Source organism: Nonomuraea sp. NPDC003727 (assembly GCF_053586935.1).
Map to the genome: position 1 here is coordinate 62,149 of NZ_JBSFNE010000028.1, position 18,375 is coordinate 80,523.

Genomic DNA, 18,375 nt, shown 5'->3' on the forward strand with positions numbered 1-18,375 from the left:
GACCTCGAGCTTCATGTCCACGAGCTCGGCTCCTCCCGTCCGGTGCCGGTGGCCTGTGCGTGCCGCCGGGGCTGCTGTCGTGCCGGGGGGAGTGCTCCCTTCTACAGTCGCGCCCCTCGCCGCCGAAGTCCAGGCGACCACCCTGCGTCCTTCGCTGTCGGCGGTGCGGTCGGGCGGGTCGCCGGGTTCAGCGGTGCAGGGCGGTCTCCCGCTCCATGCGCGACAGCTTCTCGGGATTGCGTACGGCGTAGAGCCCGGTGATGAGGCCGTCGTCGATGCGTACCGCCATGACGGTGTCGATCTCGCCGTCGCGCCGGAGGACCAGCGCCGGGTAGCCGTTGACCTGTGCCGGCCGCAGCGACGCCGTGGGGGTGATCCTGCCCAGCACGTGGGCCACCCGGTCGGCCCCCACGACGGGCGCCGGCGCGGCCTGCACGACTCCGCCACCGTCGGCCAGGAGGACGACGTCCGGCGCGAGGATGTCGAGCAGTCGTTGCAGATCGCCGGTTTCGATCGCCCGCTGGAACGCCTCGAGCGCCTGGCGGGTCTCGGCCGCGGACACGACCCCGCGCGGCCGGCGCGCGGCGACGTGCGATCGTGCCCGGTGGGCGATCTGGCGCACCGCGGCCTGGCTCTTGCCGACGGCTTCGGCGATCTCGTCGTACTCCAGATCGAACACCTCGCGCAGCACGAACACCGCCCGCTCGGTCGGTGTGAGTGTCTCCAGCACCAGCAGCATCGCCATCGAGACGCTGTCGGCCAGCTCGACGTCCTCGGCCACGTCGGGCGCGGTCAGCAGCGGCTCGGGCAGCCAGGGGCCGACGTAGGACTCCTTGCGCCGGCCGAGCGTACGCAGCCGGCCCAGCGCCTGCCGGGTGGTGATGCGGACCAGGTAGGCACGCTGATCCCGTACGGTGCCGAGGTCGACGCCCGCCCATCGCAACCAGGTCTCCTGCAGGACGTCCTCGGCGTCGGCGGCCGAGCCGAGCAGCTCGTAGGCGACGGTGAACAGCAGGTTGCGGTGGGCGACGAACGCCTCGGTGGCGGAGCGCCGGTTGTCGTCCTGGCTCATGCCCCCGCCGCGGTCTTCGGGCGGGGTCTGCGACGTGCCGTCCAATGTGTGGCTCCTGTTCGCTGTCGACTGTGTCACCCACCAGACACCGGGTCCCGCCGTTTTGTGACACCGGGACGGCAGCCGGTCCGTACCGCCCGCGGCGCCGGTTGTGGCGCACGCCACACACCAGCGCTGTCACAAGGATCGGGTCGTCGGCATCTTGTGTTCGTTCAGCGCAGCACGCGACAACACGAACAACGCAAGGGACGCATCATGGAACCTCGCTTGAACCTCTTCAGCAGCCCGCTCGCGGCCAAGTCCATGAGGTACTTCGCCTCGGCGAGCAAGGTGATCACCGATGGCTCGACGCTGCCGGCCGCGACTCGGGACCTGGTGATGCTCCGCGCCAGCCAGATCAACGGCTGCGGCTTCTGCACCGACATGCACACCAAGGACCTCGCGCACGCAGGGGAGAGCTCGGTGCGCATCAACCTGGTCGCGGCCTGGCGGGAGACCACGGTGTTCACCGACGCCGAGCGCGCCGCCCTGGAGCTGACGGAGCAGGGCACCCGCATCGCTGATGCGGCCGGTGGCGTCCCCGACGAGGTCTGGGCGAACGCCGCCAAGCACTACGACGAGGAGCAGCTCGCCGCGCTGGTGTCGATCATCGCCCTCATCAACGCCGCCAACCGCCTGAACGTCATCGTCCAGCAGCCCGCCGGCGACTACCAGCCCGGCCAGTTCGGATGACGAGATTCTCCCGTGTGGAAGGAACATCATGAGCTCAGCGCTTGAAACCCTTCGCCGTCACTTCGGCGGCGACATCATCGAACCGGGCGGAGCGGAGTACGAATCGGCTCGTCGCTCGGTGCTGGCTTCGGGCAGTCCGGCCTATGTCCTGCGGCCCGAGAGCGTCGGTGACGTGCAAGCAGGTCTCAGATTCGCTGCCGGCGCGGGGCTGGTGCTCGCCGTGCGAGGCGGCGGCCATGGCTTCCCGGGCTTCGGCACCAACGACGGCGGCGTCGTGCTCGACCTCGGCGAGCTCGCGGACGTCGAGATCATCGACAAGGAGCGCCACCTCGTGCGGATCGGCGGCGGCGCCACCTGGGGGCAGGTCGCGGCCGTCCTGGCCCCGCACGGCCTGGCGATCTCCTCGGGCGACACCAAGAGCGTCGGTGTCGGTGGGCTGACGCTGACCGGTGGCATCGGCTGGAAGGTCAGGAAGTACGGCCTGGCCCTGGACAACGTGGTCGCCGCAGAGGTGGTCACGGCCGCCGGAGAGGTGGTGCGTGCGAGCGCCGAGGACAACCCGGAGCTGTTCTGGGCGATTCGCGGTGGCGGCGGCAACTTCGGGATCGTGACCGCCTTCGAGTTCGCGGCACACCCGACGACAGACGTCTTCTACGGCAGGATCGCCTTCCCGGCGGCGGAGGCGGCCGGCGTGCTCCAGGGGTGGGCGGACCACCTCCGCACCGCCCCCGAAGAGCTCACCTCCATCGTGGTCTTCGCCAATCCCTTCGCCGGCGGGCCGGAAGCGCCGGTCGAGATCCAGGTCGCCTTCGACGGCGATGACCCGCGGCTCGCGGCGCGGGCGATCGACCCGATCCGCCGGCTCGGCACGGTGATCGACGACGATGTCGCGCTGAGACCCTATGCGGACACGCTCGTGGATGGCGCGACCCCGCCGCCTGGCATCCAGCTGCTCACCCGAAGCGCGTTCGTCGACAGGGGATCGGTGCCCGAGGTCCTTCGGATCCTTGCTGAGGTGGGGGCGTCGGAGCGGTCGCCGTTGATCGCCGTTCGCAGCGTCGGCGGGGCGGTGTCCCGGATTCCGGACGATGCCACCGCCTACGCGCATCGCCGAGCCGAGTTGATGTTCGTGACCACCACCGCGGGTCCGCGGCCGGTCGTCGAGGCCGCTCGTCCTGCTCTGGAAGCGATCTGGGAGAGACTCGCGCCTCACGTCAACGGCGCCTACGCGAACTTCCTCGCCTCCGCCACCGAGGAGGACGTCGCCGCGATCTATCCACCGCAGACCTATGAGCGGCTCGCGGCGGTCAAGCGTCAGTACGACCCCGGCAATCTGTTCGCCGGCAACCACAACGTCCGACCCCGGTAGGCCCGGCGGACGAGTTCGGACAGCAGGGAGGAGCCGGCACCCCTTCCTCGACGGGACGCACGGCATGCGGGAAGCGGTCGGGCGACCGCCGCCGATCGTCAAGACGCGTCGTAGACGGAACCCCCCGGCTGGAGCCGGGGGGTTCCGAAGCGCTCCATCGGGGTGCCGCGCCCGGCGTGCGAGCTGCGCGGTGATCGGCCGGTACGCCAGTGGCGGGAGGTCTCCCGGGATGTGTCATCTCGCTTGACAGGCCTCGTCGGGAATGATCCCATCAATCGCAAGTTAGGAAATATTCTTAACTATCACCCCCCGCTTAGGAGGATCCATGCGATCTCTCTCCCGGGCGCGCGCGTTGGCCGGCGCGCTCGTGGCCGCATTACTGGTGAGCGCGTTGCAGGCGGTGCCCGTCGAGGCCGCGCCTACCCGGTACGAGGCCGAGGACGCGACCGTCTCCCAGGGCGTGGTGGAGTCCAACCACGCGGGCTTCTCCGGCGCCGGCTTCGTCAACGGCGACAACGTGGCGGGCAGCCACGTCGAGTTCACCGTCAACGCCGCCACGGCCGGCCAGGCCACGATCGGCATCCGCTACGCCAACGGCACCACCGCCGACCGGCCCGCCGACATCGCGGTCAACGGCAGCGTGATCTCGGCCGGGCACGTCTTCGCCGGCACCGGCGCGTGGACCACGTGGACCACCGCCACGTTCACCGCGCCCCTCACCGCCGGTACCAACAAGATCCGTGTCACCGCCACCACGGCCAACGGCAACCCGAACCTCGACTTCGCCGACGTCGAGGTGGCCGCGCCGAGCACCGAGCTGCAGGCGGAGAACGCGACCATCTCCCAGGGCGTGGTGGAGTCCAACCACGCCGGCTTCACCGGGACCGGCTTCGTCAACTACGACAACGTGGTCGGCTCCCACGTGGAGTTCACGATCAACGCCGCCACGGCCGGCAACTACGAGGTGAAGTTCCGCTTCGCCAACGGCACCACAGCCGACCGGCCGATGGGCGTCTCGGTCAACGGGGCGGCGGCCACCAACGTCAGCTTCCCCGGCACCGGCGCCTGGACGACGTGGGTGGAGAAGACCGTGACCGTCCCGCTGATCGCCGGCGCCAACAAGCTCCGCGCCGCCGCCACGACGGTGAACGGCGGACCCAACCTGGACCGCATCACCGCCACGGTGCCGCCTGACGGGCAGCCGCCCACCGCGCCGGGCAACCTCAGGGTCGTCGGCGACGTACGGCCGAACGCCGTGGACCTGGCGTGGGACGCCTCGACCGACAACGTGGGCGTCTCCAGCTATGTGATCTACAACGGCGGCAACGTGGTCAAGACCGTCGGCGGCAACCAGACGACCGCCACGGTCACCGGCCTGACGCCCAACACCACCTACGTGCTGAGCGTGCTGGCCTACGACGCCGCCGGCAACGGCTCGCCGGCCAGCGGCAACGTGTCGATCACGACGCCGCCGAGCGACGACCACGAGGCGCCCGGCGTGCCCGCGAACCTGCGCTCCACGAACGTCAGCGCCACCAGCGTCACCCTGGCGTGGGACGCATCGACCGACAACGTCGAGGTGACCGGCTACAACGTCTACCGTGGCGGCGTCAAGTTCGCCACCGTGCCCGACCTGACCGCCACCGCGGACGGGCTCACGCAGAACACCGAGTACTCCTTCGCCGTGGAGGCGTTCGACGCCAACGGCAACGTCTCGGCCAGGAGCCCGGCGCTGATGGTGCGGACCTCCACGCAGGCCACCGGCGGCGACCCGCTCTTCGACCGCGACGTCGCCAAGCTCGACCTGCCCTGGGGCGTCGCCTTCCTGCCCGACGGCAGCGCGCTGGTCGCCGAGCGCGACCGCTTCGAGGTCGTCAGGGTGACCGCCACCGGGCAGAAGACCACCGTCGGCAAGGTCACCGAAGCTGTGACCACCGTCGGCGAGGGCGGCCTGCTCGGCCTGGCGCTGTCGCCGACCTTCGCGACCGACCACTACGTCTACGCCTACCACACGGCCGCCAGTGACAACCGGGTCGTGCGCTTCAAGTACGAGAACGGCTCCATCGGCCCGCGCGAGCCGATCGTCACCGGCATCTCCAAGGCCAAGTTCCACAACGGCGGGCGGATCAAGTTCGGTCCGGACGGCATGCTGTACATCACCACCGGAGACGCGCAGACCAGCAGCCGGTCGCAGGACCTGAACTCGCTCAACGGCAAGATCCTGCGCGTGACGCCCACGGGCGCCGGCGCCCCCGGTAACCCGTTCCCGAACGCGCCGCGCGTCTACAGCCTCGGCCACCGCAACCCGCAGGGCATCGCCTGGGACTCGCAGGGCAGGCTGTGGGAGTCGGAGTTCGGCGACGGCACCTGGGACGAGCTCAACCTCATCCAGCCGGGCAAGAACTACGGCTGGCCGACCTGCGAGGGCACCTGCAGCGACACCCGCTACGTCAACCCGGTCAGGGTGTGGAGCGTCTCGTCGGCCTCGCCGAGCGGCCTGGAGATCGTCAACGACTGGATCTACATGGCGGCCGTCCGCGGCCAGCGGCTGTGGGTCATGAAGATCACCGGCAACACCACCGACACCCCGCGCGCCTTCTTCAACGGCCAGTGGGGCAGGCTGCGCACCGTCGTCAAGACTCCCGACGGCGGCCTGTGGCTGACCTCGACCAACAACGACAAGGACGGCGGCACACCCACCGTCATCGACAACGACATCGTCAGGCTGAAGTTCGCCGGCCCGCCGTTCACGCTGACCAGCACGGCCTTCGCGCACAACGGCACCATCCCGGCGAGGTACACCTGCGCGCAGGACGGGGTGTCAGGCAACGACATCTCGCCCGCTCTGGCCTGGGCGAACGGACCGGCCACGGCCAAGAGCTACGCGATCACCTTCATCGACACGGCCAACGGCGGCAAGCACTGGGCGATCTGGGACATCCCGGCGGCCAAGGCCTCGCTGCCGGAGGGACTCGGGCTCGGCTACGACGTGCCCGGCCAGGCTCCGGCCAGGCAGAAGGCGATGAGCAGCGGCAACAAGGCCCTGCAGTACTTCGGGCCGTGCCCGGGCGGCTCCACGCACAAGTACGAGTTCACCCTGTACGCGCTGGACACCGCGACCCTGCCGGGCGTGACGCAGAGCTCGTCGGTGGCCGCGGTCGAGACCGCGATCCTGGCGCACGACCTGGCCGCCACCAAGCTGGCGGGCAACTCCAACGCCGCCACCGGCTGACCCGTTTCCGGGGGCCTGGAGCGCCCAGGCCCCCGGAAACATCGGACGGGACGCGCGATCCCGGCGGGAGAGATCCCGTCTCCACTCTAGGGGCGAGCTGGGGCCGGGCCGACGGCCTCGCCGGCCAAGGCGAAGCGGGCGACGACCTCGGTACAGGTGCCGTGCTCGCCCATCACGCACAGCGCGAGCGTGTCGAAGGCCGCCGTGAACGACCGCGCGGGTGGCAGCAGCGCCGGCGCGACTCCCTGACCAGGCTTCTGGAAACGGGTCAGGGTGATGTGCGGGCGGAACAGCGCGCCGACCTCGTCGTAGCCGTACCGCTCGAGATTGTCGCGGGCGGCCGCGGGAGCGGTGCGCCGGTAGTCCGCCAGGACGCGCCCGACCGGATCGCGCCGCCGCCATCCCGTGCGCAGCGGCGCCACCGTGGCCAGGATGTCCTCCTGCAGCGTGGTGACGGCCGCGGTCTTCTCGTAGAACAGCTCGAACATGCCGTGCTCGTTGCCCGCGAAGTGATCACCCCGCAAGGGGATCATCGTCGTCCGCGCGCTGATGTCACCCAGCAGCCGCACGGCGGCCGCGCACTGCTCAGGTGCGAAGGTGGCCATGAACAGCGACAGGTGCGGATACACCCGCTCCTCGGCCAGGACGAACTCGGCGGGAGCCGCCTCCGCGCACTGCTCGCTCAACCGGACGGCCGCCGCGGCGACGTCGGCCGGGGGCAGCAGCACGACATCGTAAACGGGAAGATCACCCATGCCGCGCAGTCTACGACCCGCCGCCTCTCCATGGCAGCGCGGAGCGCGCACCAACCAGGACGGCGGGCCGGATGGCGAGAACGACCACCGCGACGAGGACGCTTCACGCGCAGGGGAAGCTCGCGGCCGCCTCCATCGCGCCACGCCGGTACTCGGCGAAGCGGCGCCGTACCTCCTCGATCGCGGCGGAGAGCGGGAAGATCTCCCGAGTGACCAGCTGGTCGAGGTGGTCGGCGCCGACGGGATGCCAGTAGACGCCTTCGGCGGTCACCGTCACCTCGGGCACGAGGGTCTCCACGGTGAGGGCCACTCCCTCCTCGGCGGACCCGCGCCTGGCCACCGGGCGGACGACCCGATCCTGGACGGCGATGCCGAGCCCGTCGAGACAGGCGTGGAACGCTTCGGCATCGGCGTCCTCCCCCGGCGCGATGGTGGCCGCCACGCGGACGCGGAACCCTTCGTCGAGCGCGGTCCTGATGCCCGCCATCGCGCGGTTCCAGCTCCCCTTGCCGCGGTGCCGGTCGTGCCGGTCGGGGGTGGGCGAGTCGAGGCTGATCTGCAGCGCCAGCCGGTCGCGCGGCATGGCACGCAGCATGTCGAGCCGGTGGCCGCGGAAGAGCATCCCGTTGGTCAGCAGCGTCGTGTGGAACCGGTCGGTGCAGGCGCGCACGATCTCGTCCAGGTCCGGCAGGAGGAACGGCTCCCCGCCGGTGAGGAAGACCTCGGTGACCCCCTCGGCTTCCGCCATGATCCGGCGCACCCGGTCCAGGCCGAGCGCGCGGCGCGCGGTCCGTGGCGAGGAGCGCGAGCAGCAGTAGTCGCAGGCGAGGTTGCAGTCGAAGTTCGTGTAGAGCCAGAGCCGGGCTCCCGGCCGCCGGTCGGCCGGGAGGTCGGCGACGGGGTCGGCCGGGCGGCCCCGCCGGACCACGGCCACGCCCCGGCCGATCTCGACGAGCTCGTTCCCGGTCCGGGCGCACCAGCGTTCGACGAGCTCGGCCTCCCCGGCGCCGAGCGGGACCTCGGCCGTCGCCCCGACGGGGAGCGCGCCCATCCGCTCGACCAGGTCGAGGATCACCATGTCGGCGAGAGTCCCTGCCGTCGCACCGCCTCGAACAGCGAGGCGTAGCCGTCCAGCTCGGGCCGCACCCACCGGCGCAGGCCCTCCATCTCGAGGATGGGCCGGTGGGTGGGATCGTTCCAGTCCATCGCGAGAAGGTGCTCCACCCACGGCTCGGTGCGCTCGGGCGGCAGGAGGGTGGTGAAGTTGCAGTGGCAGTACGGCTCGGAGCGCCACACCTCCTCGAGCGCGTCCGGCATGAGCTCGTCCTTGCCGATGGCCTCCCAGGTGGTGATGCCGATCGCGGCGGCGTCGGCCTGGTCGTCGAGCACCGCGCGGATCGCGTCCAGCTCGCTGCGGCCGGTGTCACCGTGCTTGCCCAGATCGCCGTCGATGCGGAGGTACTCGACGTCGGTGACGCCGGCGCGGGTGAGGAAATGCACGGGCAGGATCGCCGCCTGGGCGGAGTCGCGGGATCCGAGCGCGATGCGGCGATGGTGCAGGGCGTCCAGACCGCTGAGGCCGCTGCCCGCTCGCGCCACCAGGACGCTGGCGAAGGTCAGGTCGGTGTCGCGCATGGCCAGGGCGCGGCAGCTCCCGCCGGTCTGGAGCACGGTTCGCACCCAGGCCAGGTTGGTGTTCCAGGCGATGTCGACGGTGCCGGCCAGGAGGGAGTCGACCTGCCTGCCGTAGTTGGAGAACAGCACGAAGTCCATCTCGGCGCCGCTGCCGTCGAAGTAGCCGCGGATGCCCTCCCAGATGGGCACGACGTTGGGTGTGTAGGCCACCGCGCCGATCGTCAGCATCAGAACAGCTCCCGTCCGGTGATCGCCTTGCCGTAGAAGTCGTAGAGGACGTCCGCGGTCGGCGCCATGACATGGCCGGCTCGGGCGTCCCGGAAGAACCGCTCGAGCTGAAGGTGCTCGGAGAAGGCGGCGCCGCCGCAGACCCGCATCGCCGTGTCGGTGACGCGCAGGGCCATGTCGTTGGCGGCCGCCTTGACGCCGAGCACGTGCAGCATGGTCGAGTCGTCGGGCGCGGCGAGGCTGCGGGCCGCCTTCTCCACGTAGGCGCGGGCCATCGCGAGGTCGAGCGCGATGCGGGACAGCTGCGCGCGGATGGTCGGCAGGTCCGCCAGGCCCTCGCCGGTGTGCTGGAACCTGACGCCGCTCGCGTGCGCCACGGCCGCGTCCACGGCGGCCTGCGCCAGGCCGAGCGAGACGGCGGCGTTGCCGAGGTTGAACCACGGCATCACCGACTGGAGCATCAGGGGGAAGCCGCCGCCCGGCTCGCCGATCCGCTCGTGGTCGCCGGCGAGCACCTCGAAGCGCATGGGAGAGGACGCGTTGCCGCGCAGGCCGAGCCCCCGCCACGAGCCCGCGACCTCGACCCCGGGATTCTCGGCGAAGACGGCGTAGAGGTCGACCGCCCCCTCCTCGCCATCCGGGGCGAGGGTGGACACCACGTACACCTGGGCATGACCCGCCGAGGTGACCCAGCTCTTGGCGGCCCGCACGGCGATCGTGTCCCCTTCACGGCGGGCCTGCGAGACCGGTGCCCAGAAGTGGGAGCGCGATCCTGCCTCGCTGAATGCCAGCGTCGCCAGGCAGTCCGAGGCGAGCCGCTCGAGCAGCGCGGGATGGCCGCTGGGCGGTGCCGCGGCGACCGCCATGGCCGCGCTCACATGCATCAGATAGACCATCGCCGTGGACCCGCAGACGGCCGCGAGGCTGCTCAGCACCTCCACGAGCGCCTCGGGACCGCCGCCGAGACCGCCCCGCCGCGGCGGCAGGGTCAACCCCAGCAGGCCGGAACGGCGCACGGCGTCAACCGCCTGGACCGGGAAGCCGCCGTCGGCGTCCACCGTCCTGGCCGACTGCCGTGCGATGTCCAGGACAGGTTCGAGGCGGGCTGAAAGATCCATGTCGCTCCTTCCCATGGTACGGCGGGGCGTGCGAGGAGCCCTCACGGCTCCCGCGGCGTACGGCCCGCCGACACCAGCCCGATGCCGAGCCCCAGCCAGAGGCTCGCCGTGGACGCGCTGCCCGCGGTCAGCGAGAACCCGAAGGCCAGCTCCGCGAGAACCAGCAGGGCGGACAGGACGAACAGCGCGCCGGCGGTCGTCTGCATCGGCGGACGCCGGAGCGCTCCGGCCAGGCAGGCCAGGACGCCGAGGACGATGGCGACCGGGACCGCCTGGCCGGTCATCTTGACCAGCTGCCACGGGTCGCCGTGCACGAAGACGAACACGGCGCTGAGCACCGAGGCGACGCCCAGGGCAAGCGCGAACCGGTCCGGGGCCCTCATGAGAACCTCACCAGCCACCGGGCCGGCAGGTTGGGCGATCTCTCCCAGGAGGGGCGCAGCAACCCGTCGGCACCGTAGAACCGGCCCGCGGCGGTGGCGAACAGCGCCACGTGCGCCAGGATCATCAGGAAGTAGGACCAGTGCCACTCGTGCGGCGCGTAGAGCACAGAGAACGTGATCGCGAGCGACTGCCCGATCCCGATCAGGGCCCACAGCCGCGTCGCCAGCCCCGCGAGCAGGAACGCCCCGAGCGAGGTCTCGACGAGCAGCGTCAGCCAGCCGAAGATGACGAAGTTCGGCAGCACGACATGCTCGACAAGCCACGTGAACGGCGGGAACACCGGATGTTCGACCGCGTAGCCGGTGAACAGGTACAGCCCCCGCCGCCCCATCCGGCCGAAGTCGTCACCGGGTGTCTTCCAGCCCGAGTTCTGGATCCACAAGCAGGCGACGGCCACGCGGACGAAGGCCATCATGGCGGGGCCGCCCCGTGGCAGCGTCACGGCGTCGACCATCAGCGCCTCCCTGGTTACGGAATGTCATTCATCCAGTACCCAGACGATATCCCTGGCCAACTACCTCGATTCTTACCGAGTGCGAACGTCGCCGGCTCACCAGGGCGAGTCGACCAGGGCCTGCAACAGCAGCCCCGTGAACACCTGAGCCGCGAGCCACCGGCGGCCCGGCGACATCCCCGCCGCCAGGCCGATCCACACCGCGTAGGGCAGCCAGATGCGCTCGACCTCGCCACGGGTCACCCCGCTGAGGTCCAGTGCGAGCACCGCCACCCCCGCCGCGGCGACGACGGCCCGCACGCCGTACGGCGGGAGCCGTACCAGACCCGCCGCCGTCGCAGGTCCGGTGAGCATGGCCAGCACGGCCAGGTCGGCCACCAGGAAATACAGGTACGGCCGGGCGGCGGCGCCCGGGTCGGGGGCCCATTCGGCGTATGTCGCGAGCACCCCGGCCGGCCACAGGAAGCCCCCCGCGGCGAAGGCGGCCGTCACCGACGCCGCACCGGCCAGGGCCGCGAGCACGGTCGCGCGCGGCACCCTGGCCACCACACCGGCCACCACGGGGATGAGCAGGTACGGCACCAGCCCGTAGCTGAGGTACGGCAGCGCGCCGAGCAGCAGCCCCGCCGCGAAGGCGATCCAGGCCCGGCCGAGCACCAGCAGGGCGACCCCCCATGCGCCGACGCCGGCGAAGAAGGCGTCCATGCTGGTGGCGATCCAGACCGCGGCGGGGGTCAATGCCAGGTAGGGGAGAGCGCGGCGGGCCATCGTCTCCCCGGCCAGCCGTCGCACCGTCACGGCGATCGCCACGGTGGCCGAGCAGCCGACCGCGACGACCAGCAGCGCCGCCCAGGCCGGCCCGCGCAGCCCGGCCGCCGCCAGGGCCCACAGCACGAGCACGGCCAGCGGTGGATGTCCTCGCACGTGGGTCGGATAGTCAGGCAGGTGTCGGGTGAAGCCGGCCAGCCAGCCCATCGGATCGTTGCCCACGGCGGGCAGCACGGCGAGATAGTCGGTGGCATGGGTGAGCGGCGCCGCCAGCCCGTCGTCCGAGACCGCCAGCAGCACCGTCCAGGCCAGCGCGAAACCGTACGACACGAACAACGCCCAGCCGAAGCGCGCCCGCGCCACGAGGGGCGGCAACGTGAGGACGGCGATGGCCGCGAAGACGGCGGCGGGCAGCAGCGTGACCGTCAGCAGGCGGAGGTCGCCGTGCAGCGGCGCCAGGCGGTCGATGGGGAGCGCGCCCCGTGCGCGCAGGGCCGCGCCTTCGAAGAAGGACCACCCGATCAGCGCGGCCCAGACGGCCACCGCGACCGGCACCCGCCGGCCTTGGCGGGCAGGCGGCCGCCCGGCAGGGGCTTCGCCGGCCGTGCCAGGCCGATCCCCGGAACGCTCGACCACCTTTCCCACGGTAGGCCCACGGCAGGTCCGAGCTGGAAACTCTTTGGGCACACCGCACCGGCGCATAGGAGTTCGCCGCCCCGGTCGGCCCTACCGTGAAAGCTGTGACCGTCGACGTGGTGCTGCCGTGCCTGGACGAGGAGACGGCCCTGCCGTGGGTGCTCGGGCGGATGCCGGACGGCTACCGCCCGATCGTGGTCGACAACGGCTCGACCGACGGCTCCGCACGGGTCGCGGCCGAGCACGGCGTGCTGGTGGTGAACGAGCCGCGGCGCGGGTTCGGCGCGGCCTGCCATGCGGGGCTCCTGGCCGCCGACGGTGAGGTGGTGTGCTTCATGGACGCCGACGCCTCCATGGACCCGCGCCAGCTGCCCAGGACGGCCGGCCCCGTGCTGGCGGGCGGGTGCGATCTGATGCTCGGCCGCCGCATGCCCCGCGCCGGCGCGCGCTGGCCCCTGCACGCCCGCCTCGGAAACCTCGTCCTGGCCGCGACGGTGCGGCGCCGTACCGGCGTCCAGCTGCACGATCTCGGCCCGATGCGGGCCTGCAGACGGGCCGAACTGCTGGCACTGCGGCTGACCGACCGGCGGTCCGGCTATCCCCTGGAGATGGTGCTGCGCGCGGCGAGGGCCGGCTGGCGCATCGCCGAGACCGAGGTGGACTACCTTCCGCGCGCCGGCCGGTCCAAGGTCACCGGCACCGTGCGCGGCACGCTGAGGGCGCTCGGCGACATGCGGCGGGTGCTGGCCGAGCAGGACGGACAGGCATGATCCCGCTCCGGCACGCCGCCGCGCAGATCGTCGTCCTCGCGAAGGAACCCCTACCCGGCAAGGTCAAGACCCGGCTCACGCCGCCGTTCACCCCCCAGGAGGCCGCGCGGCTGGCGGCGGCCTCACTGGAGGACACCCTGGCCGCCGTGGCCGCGGTCCGGGTGCGCCGGCGGGTCCTCGCCTTCGACGGCCCGCCCGGCGCGTGGTCGCCCGACGGTTTCGTGGTCATCCCTCAGCGCGGCGGGCCGTTGGACGAACGCCTCGCCGCCGCGTTCGAGGACGCCTACCGGCGGTGCCCGCTGCCCGTCGTGGTGATCGGCATGGACACGCCCCAGGTGACCGCGGACCTGCTGGCCGAGGCGGTCGCCGCGCTGCGGACCGGGGACGCGGTGTACGGCCCCGCCGCGGACGGCGGGTTCTGGCTGCTCGGCCTGCGCCGGCCCGACCCGGCGCTGGTGCTGGGGGTGCCGATGTCCCGGCCCACGACGGGAGACACTCAGCTACGGCGCCTGCGGCAGGCCGGGCTGCAGGTGGCCGTGATGCCGGAGCTGACCGACGTCGACTGCTTCCAGGACACGATCCGCGTGGCGGCCGAGGCGCCACGCTCCCGCTTCGCGGCCGCTCTCGCCGGGATGAACCTCGTTCCCGGACGGCGGGCGCGGCGCCGGTCGTAGTCTCGCCAGCGTGAAGGTACTTCTCACCGGTTCGGCCGGGTTCATCGGCGGCCACGTCCGCGCGGCCCTGGCCGGGGCCGGCCACGAGGTGGTCGGACTCGACCTGCGGGACGGCGCCGACGTGCGGGACGGCGCGGCGCTGGACCGGCTGCTGCCCGGCGTGGACGCCGTCGCGCACCAGGCGGCGAAGGTGGGGCTGGGGGTCGACGTGGCCGACCTCCCCGACTACGCCTCGATCAACGTCCACGGCACCGCCGTCCTGCTCGCCGCGATGGCCAGGCACGGCGTCGGCAGGCTGGTGCTGGCCTCGTCGATGGTGATCTACGGTGAGGGCGCCTACGACTGCGCCGAGCACGGCCGGGTCCGCCCCGCCGCGCGCGCCGAGGAGGACCTGGCACGGGGGGTGTTCGAGCCGCGCTGCCCGCGATGCGGCGGCTGCCTGTGCCCCGCCCCGATCGGCGAGGACGCGCCGGCGGACCCGCGCAACGCCTACGCCACGACCAAGCTCGCCCAGGAACACCTGGCCGCCGGATGGGCGAGACAGACCGGCGGCACGGTGGTGGCGCTGCGCTACCACAACGTCTACGGCCCGCGCATGCCCAGGGACACGCCGTACTCGGGGGTGGCGGCGATCTTCCGCTCCGCTCTGGAGGCGGGCAGGGCGCCCCGGGTCTTCGAGGACGGCCGGCAGCGCCGCGACTTCGTGCACGTGCGCGACGTGGCGCGGGCGAACCTGGCCGCGCTCGGGGCGGGGCGGCCAGGCACGCTGGTCGCCTACAACGTCGCCAGCGGCGAACCGCGCACCGTCGGGGAGATGGCCGCGGCGCTGGCCGCCGAGCGGGGTGGTCCCGCGCCGGTCACGACGGGGGAGTACCGGCTCGGCGACGTGCGCCACATCGTGGCCTCGCCCTCCCTCGCGGGTGCGGAGCTGGGGTTCACGGCCGCGATCGGGTTCGCCGAGGGCATGCGCGAGTTCGCCTGGGCACCCCTGGCTTCAGCAGGGTGACGCCGGCGCCACTCCCGCAGCGGTGCCCGCCGCCCGGCGTGCCGCGCTCACTTCCCGCGCTCACTTCCCGCGCTCACTTCCGGCGTGATCCGGTACGGCCGCGCCCCAGCCCGAACGCGGCGAGAGCGGCCACCGCCAGCGCGACGGCGATCCAGCCGGCGCCCAGGGCCCCGACCCATCCCGCCACCGTTCGCTGCACGGCCCTGGCGGCGCCGACGATCGGATCGCCGCTCGAGGCGCCCGTGAGAACGCGCAGCTCGTACCAGCCGTAGTAGGCGACGTACAGCCCGGCGAGCAGGAGCAGGCCGCCGCCGATCCGTGACACGTACGGCAGGACCCGCCGCAGCCCGCCCACGACCGCGTCCCTGGCCAGCGCGACGGCCAGGGAGAGAAACGCGACCACCAGCCCCATGCCGAGCGCGTAGGCCACGAAGACCGCCAGCCCGCCGAGCACCCCGCCACCGACCAGGGCGGCGGAGACGACGGCGAGGAACGGGCCGACCGTGCACGACAGCGAGGCCACCGCGTAGGTCAGCCCGTACCCGTACAGCGATCCCACCGACATCGCCGGGCGGCCGGTGGCCGGCTTCGGGATGCGCGGCGACAGCTCCCTGCCGCTCAGCAGCCACAGCGCCAGGACGGCGAGGACGACGCCGATCACGATCGTCAGCCAGGGGAGGTACTGCCCGACCGATACGGCCAGCGGGGTCAGGACCAGGCCGGACAGGCCGAAGACGGTGACGAACCCGCCCGTCATGGCCAGCGAGAGCTTGAGCGCCCGCGGCACGGGACGGCAGCGAGGCTCCGAGTCGTCGGACAGCAGCATGGCCAGGTAGGCCGGGAGCAACGCGAAGCCGCACGGGTTGAAGGCGGCCAGGGTGCCCGCGGTGAGGGCCAGCGCGAGCGGCAGGTCGGCGTTCACCACCGTCGTGGCCCCGGCGGGGGCGTCGTGCTAACCGGCCAGCGTCGCGGTGACATAACCGGTCAGCTCTTCGGTGGTGAGCGGCCCCAACGTCCGCCTGGTCGAGCCGTCCGGCCTCATGAACACGAAAGTGGACTGTTCGGTGACCCCCAGCTTGGTCCACACCACGCCCTTGTCGTCGGAGAGCTGGACGATGGTGCCGGTCTTGGTGCGCTGGACGAAGTCCTTCATCGCCGCCTCGGTGTCGAGGCCCGCGACACCGATGAAGGCGACGTCACCGAACTTCGCCGCGGCCGCCCTGACCGCCGGCGCCTCGTCCCAGCAGTTCCCGCACCACGGCGCCCAGAACCAGAAGACCACGTGCTTTCGCGCCAAGCTCTCGCCCTTGAAATCCTTGCCGTCCAGGGTCCTGGCGGTGAACCTCAACGCGGCGGGAACGGTCTCCGGGGCGGAAGCGGCGGCGGGGGCCGACGGCCAGGTGGGCAGCGCGCCGGCCGGGCCGTCCCCCTGCGCTCCGCATGCGGCCGTCAGCAACGCGGCGGTCATGAGGACCGCCGCGGTACGGGTCCCCACCACCACTCCAGCGTAACCCCCGCACCCGGGCGACCTGCCGCAGGTCGCCGCCGGCCGGCGACCCGCGGCGAGCCCTGACCGGCACCCGGCACCCGGCCTGCGTCACGCGTTCATGAACTGCTCCACCGGCAGGGCCCGGTCGACGATGCGCACGTCGCCGACCCAGCCGTGCAGCACCTGGTCCAGCTTGCCGCCGTACTCGTAGCCGCCCAGCAGCCACGGCTGTCCCACCGTGGACAGGCCCACCGCCTTGGTGGCGGGGTTGCGCGCGACGGGGCAGCCGTCGACGTACATGGTGGTGTGGCGGCCGTCGTTCACGACGGCGACGTGCCACCACGTGTCGAGCGGAAGTTCGTGCCCCCAGTTGGTGACGGGTCCCTGCAGGTTCACCGGGTAGACGGCCCACTGCGGTTCGCGGCCCGGCGACAGGCTGAGCGTGGCCACCGGCTCGTCGGGGTCGCCCTGCGTCTTGCCCGCCTCCCTGCTCAGCCCCCAACGGCTGAGCAGGGCCGCCCAGCCGTTCTGGCCCGGATCCCAGTCGGCGGGCAGCTTGACGAAGGCCTCGACGGTGTAGCCGGTGGGGAAGGTGGCGGTGTTGATCGGCGCCGTCGGGACGGTCTGCAGGTAGGCGCCGCGCAGCGGGCTCTTGGCGCCGCCGAAGCAGAGGCTGCCGTGCCCGGGCTGGTCGGGGTGGTGCTGGGCCGACCAGGTCAGCGCGGTCGCGGGGCTGCCCTGCACGGTGACCTTGGCGAGGTCGTTGCCGCGGCCCGACAGGTCCGCCACGGTGTCGGCGGCGGGCGAGCCGTCCTCGTGGGCGCCGTCGAAGCGCCAGTAGGCCACCGTGCCGGGGATCACCATGGACGGCGCGGGCCGCGACGGGCGGGGGACGACGGGTGCGAATCCCGCGAAGCGCCGATCGAAGTCGATCGCCACCGAGAAGGAGTCCTGCGGGCCCGTCTGCTCGATCTCCAGGCGCTCCAGCGCGTTGAGGCGGCCGTCGTCCTGGCCGAGCAGCCACGGGGAGAAGGTCTCGACGTCGATCGTGTTCCTGGACAGGTCGAACCGGTAGAGCCTGATCATCCCGGCGCCGCCGTAGTAGCGGTTCTGGTAGTTCGCGATGTGCGCGTGGACGTCGTTGCCCGCGGCGTTCTTCCTGGCGGTCCGCGCGGGCGGCCAGTAGTGACCGTTCAGGGCCAGGAAGATCTGGTCGTTGCCCGCGACGAGCCGGTCCCACATCTGCGCGCCGAAGTCGGAGAAGCGGCCCTCCTCGCCGTAGGTGTCGGCGTAGATCAGCTCGTGGACGGTCAGGATCACCGGCGCCGTCGGATGCCGCCTGATGACGTCCGCCGCCCAGGCGATGCCCGCCGCCGACGGCCGCCAGTCCAGCGCGAGCACCAGCCACTCCCGGCCCGCGGCGCGGAAGGTGTGGAAGGTGTTGTACCCGTCGGGGCTGGCCCCGCCGAAGGAGCGCGAGCGGCGGAAGCGGCGCGGCCCGAAGGCGTCCAGGTACGGCGTGGCGCCGCGCTGGTCGTCGGTCGAGGAGTCGATGTCGTGGTTGCCGGCCAGCACGCTGTACGGCAGGCCCCGCCGGTCAAGGAGCTCGAAGGCCTTGCCGATCGGCTCGAACTCGTGCTTCAGACCGTTCTGGGTGAGGTCGCCCAGGTGCGCCAGGAAGACGATGTTGTCCTCGCGGCCCCTGTCCAGCAGGTAGCGGAAGGACGCCTCGACGGGTTCGGGCCTGATGCTCGTGTCGTCGAAGAGGTACTGGGTGTCCGGCATCACGGCCACGGTGAAACGCGGGCTGTCCGTGTCGGGCCGCCATCCGGCCGTCCCGGCCTCGCTCGAGGCGGCCGCTTCGGACGCGGCGGCCGGCGTGACCGTCAGGCCCATCGCGGCCGCCGTGCCGACGCCGGCCAGCCCGGTGGCCCGCAGGAACGAGCGGCGGCTGGAGGCCGACGATCCGCTGGAGTGGTGCTGCATGCCGTGC

17 protein-coding genes are annotated in these 18,375 nt (G+C 72.2%); 6 read left to right on the forward strand and 11 right to left on the reverse strand.

What is annotated here, in order from left to right:
- Positions 1-187: 187 nt before the first annotated feature.
- Positions 188-1,072 (reverse strand): RNA polymerase sigma-70 factor, encoded by an 885-nt coding sequence (locus ACWDLG_RS40850; RefSeq protein WP_449930404.1) that lies wholly within the window; start codon positions 1,070-1,072, stop codon positions 188-190.
- 255 nt (positions 1,073-1,327) lie between these two features.
- Here ACWDLG_RS40850 and ACWDLG_RS40855 point away from each other — a divergent pair, with 255 nt between their 5' ends.
- The 3 genes from ACWDLG_RS40855 to ACWDLG_RS40865 all read left to right on the forward strand — a co-directional run bounded on the left by ACWDLG_RS40855 (position 1,328) and on the right by ACWDLG_RS40865 (position 6,405).
- Positions 1,328-1,804, forward strand: coding sequence for a carboxymuconolactone decarboxylase family protein (locus ACWDLG_RS40855; RefSeq protein ID WP_449930359.1), 477 nt, complete (start codon positions 1,328-1,330; stop codon positions 1,802-1,804).
- Positions 1,805-1,832: 28 nt separating this feature from the next.
- Complete coding sequence (locus tag ACWDLG_RS40860; RefSeq protein WP_449930361.1) at positions 1,833-3,173, forward strand: FAD-binding oxidoreductase; 1,341 nt, start codon at positions 1,833-1,835, stop codon at positions 3,171-3,173.
- 325 nt (positions 3,174-3,498) lie between these two features.
- The gene (locus tag ACWDLG_RS40865; protein WP_449930363.1) at positions 3,499-6,405 is read left to right on the forward strand and encodes a YbhB/YbcL family Raf kinase inhibitor-like protein; all 2,907 of its coding nucleotides are present in this window, start codon (positions 3,499-3,501) and stop codon (positions 6,403-6,405) included.
- An 86-nt stretch (positions 6,406-6,491) separates the two neighbouring features.
- Here the strand turns inward: ACWDLG_RS40865 and ACWDLG_RS40870 are convergent, their stop codons facing one another.
- The 7 genes from ACWDLG_RS40870 to ACWDLG_RS40900 all read right to left on the reverse strand — a co-directional run bounded on the left by ACWDLG_RS40870 (position 6,492) and on the right by ACWDLG_RS40900 (position 12,362).
- Positions 6,492-7,160, reverse strand: a complete 669-nt coding sequence (locus ACWDLG_RS40870; protein ID WP_354915282.1) for a hypothetical protein — start codon at positions 7,158-7,160, stop codon at positions 6,492-6,494.
- 103 nt (positions 7,161-7,263) lie between these two features.
- Entirely contained in the window at positions 7,264-8,238 is a 975-nt protein-coding gene (locus tag ACWDLG_RS40875) for an Rv1681 family radical SAM protein (RefSeq protein ID WP_449930365.1), read from the reverse strand.
- Positions 8,232-9,023, reverse strand: a complete 792-nt coding sequence (locus tag ACWDLG_RS40880; protein WP_449930367.1) for an Rv1680 family SBP-like protein — start codon at positions 9,021-9,023, stop codon at positions 8,232-8,234. The genes ACWDLG_RS40875 and ACWDLG_RS40880 overlap by 7 nt, the downstream gene beginning before the upstream one ends.
- Positions 9,023-10,141, reverse strand: a complete 1,119-nt coding sequence (gene fadE16, locus ACWDLG_RS40885; protein WP_449930369.1) for an Rv1679 family acyl-CoA dehydrogenase — start codon at positions 10,139-10,141, stop codon at positions 9,023-9,025. The genes ACWDLG_RS40880 and fadE16 overlap by 1 nt, the downstream gene beginning before the upstream one ends.
- A 41-nt stretch (positions 10,142-10,182) precedes the next feature.
- Entirely contained in the window at positions 10,183-10,524 is a 342-nt protein-coding gene (locus ACWDLG_RS40890) for an Rv1678 family membrane protein (protein WP_354915270.1), read from the reverse strand.
- Positions 10,521-11,039, reverse strand: a complete 519-nt coding sequence (locus tag ACWDLG_RS40895; RefSeq protein WP_449930372.1) for a DoxX family protein — start codon at positions 11,037-11,039, stop codon at positions 10,521-10,523. The genes ACWDLG_RS40890 and ACWDLG_RS40895 overlap by 4 nt, the downstream gene beginning before the upstream one ends.
- 96 nt (positions 11,040-11,135) lie before the next feature.
- Entirely contained in the window at positions 11,136-12,362 is a 1,227-nt protein-coding gene (locus ACWDLG_RS40900; RefSeq protein WP_449930374.1) for a hypothetical protein, read from the reverse strand.
- Positions 12,363-12,547: 185 nt separating this feature from the next.
- Here ACWDLG_RS40900 and ACWDLG_RS40905 point away from each other — a divergent pair, with 185 nt between their 5' ends.
- Genes ACWDLG_RS40905 through ACWDLG_RS40915 form a run of 3 tightly spaced genes read left to right on the forward strand, consistent with a single transcriptional unit; the run spans position 12,548 to position 14,893 of the window.
- Positions 12,548-13,213, forward strand: a complete 666-nt coding sequence (locus ACWDLG_RS40905) for a glycosyltransferase family 2 protein (protein WP_449930376.1) — start codon at positions 12,548-12,550, stop codon at positions 13,211-13,213.
- Complete coding sequence (locus ACWDLG_RS40910; RefSeq protein WP_449930378.1) at positions 13,210-13,887, forward strand: TIGR04282 family arsenosugar biosynthesis glycosyltransferase; 678 nt, start codon at positions 13,210-13,212, stop codon at positions 13,885-13,887. Before ACWDLG_RS40905 ends, ACWDLG_RS40910 begins: the two co-directional genes overlap by 4 nt.
- Before the next feature lie 10 nt (positions 13,888-13,897).
- Positions 13,898-14,893 (forward strand): NAD-dependent epimerase/dehydratase family protein, encoded by a 996-nt coding sequence (locus tag ACWDLG_RS40915; RefSeq protein ID WP_449930380.1) that lies wholly within the window; start codon positions 13,898-13,900, stop codon positions 14,891-14,893.
- Positions 14,894-14,966: 73 nt separating this feature from the next.
- Here ACWDLG_RS40915 and ACWDLG_RS40920 read toward each other — a convergent pair whose 3' ends face one another.
- From ACWDLG_RS40920 to ACWDLG_RS40930, 3 genes are all read right to left on the reverse strand, one after another.
- Positions 14,967-15,815, reverse strand: coding sequence for a cytochrome c biogenesis CcdA family protein (locus ACWDLG_RS40920; protein WP_449930382.1), 849 nt, complete (start codon positions 15,813-15,815; stop codon positions 14,967-14,969).
- Between the two features lie 30 nt (positions 15,816-15,845).
- A complete protein-coding gene (locus ACWDLG_RS40925; protein ID WP_449930384.1) occupies positions 15,846-16,391 on the reverse strand; it encodes a TlpA family protein disulfide reductase in 546 nt (181 codons plus the stop codon).
- Positions 16,392-16,490: 99 nt separating this feature from the next.
- Positions 16,491-18,368: a LamG-like jellyroll fold domain-containing protein gene (locus tag ACWDLG_RS40930; protein WP_449930386.1), complete on the reverse strand. Its 1,878-nt coding sequence runs from the start codon at positions 18,366-18,368 to the stop codon at positions 16,491-16,493.
- Positions 18,369-18,375: the final 7 nt, after the last annotated feature.

What these genes read in the sequence shown, in the direction of transcription:
- ACWDLG_RS40870 (WP_354915282.1), bottom strand. Translation starts at nt 7,160, where the DNA reads ATGGGTGATCTTCCCGTTTACGATGTCGTGCTGCTGCCCCCGGCCGAC.
- ACWDLG_RS40865 (WP_449930363.1), top strand. Translation starts at nt 3,499, where the DNA reads ATGCGATCTCTCTCCCGGGCGCGCGCGTTGGCCGGCGCGCTCGTGGCC.
- ACWDLG_RS40930 (WP_449930386.1), bottom strand. Translation starts at nt 18,368, where the DNA reads ATGCAGCACCACTCCAGCGGATCGTCGGCCTCCAGCCGCCGCTCGTTC.
- ACWDLG_RS40880 (WP_449930367.1), bottom strand. Translation starts at nt 9,023, where the DNA reads ATGCTGACGATCGGCGCGGTGGCCTACACACCCAACGTCGTGCCCATC.
- ACWDLG_RS40890 (WP_354915270.1), bottom strand. Translation starts at nt 10,524, where the DNA reads ATGAGGGCCCCGGACCGGTTCGCGCTTGCCCTGGGCGTCGCCTCGGTG.
- fadE16 (WP_449930369.1), bottom strand. Translation starts at nt 10,141, where the DNA reads ATGGATCTTTCAGCCCGCCTCGAACCTGTCCTGGACATCGCACGGCAG.
- ACWDLG_RS40855 (WP_449930359.1), top strand. Translation starts at nt 1,328, where the DNA reads ATGGAACCTCGCTTGAACCTCTTCAGCAGCCCGCTCGCGGCCAAGTCC.
- ACWDLG_RS40910 (WP_449930378.1), top strand. Translation starts at nt 13,210, where the DNA reads ATGATCCCGCTCCGGCACGCCGCCGCGCAGATCGTCGTCCTCGCGAAG.
- ACWDLG_RS40895 (WP_449930372.1), bottom strand. Translation starts at nt 11,039, where the DNA reads ATGGTCGACGCCGTGACGCTGCCACGGGGCGGCCCCGCCATGATGGCC.
- ACWDLG_RS40850 (WP_449930404.1), bottom strand. Translation starts at nt 1,072, where the DNA reads ATGAGCCAGGACGACAACCGGCGCTCCGCCACCGAGGCGTTCGTCGCC.
- ACWDLG_RS40860 (WP_449930361.1), top strand. Translation starts at nt 1,833, where the DNA reads ATGAGCTCAGCGCTTGAAACCCTTCGCCGTCACTTCGGCGGCGACATC.
- ACWDLG_RS40875 (WP_449930365.1), bottom strand. Translation starts at nt 8,238, where the DNA reads ATGGTGATCCTCGACCTGGTCGAGCGGATGGGCGCGCTCCCCGTCGGG.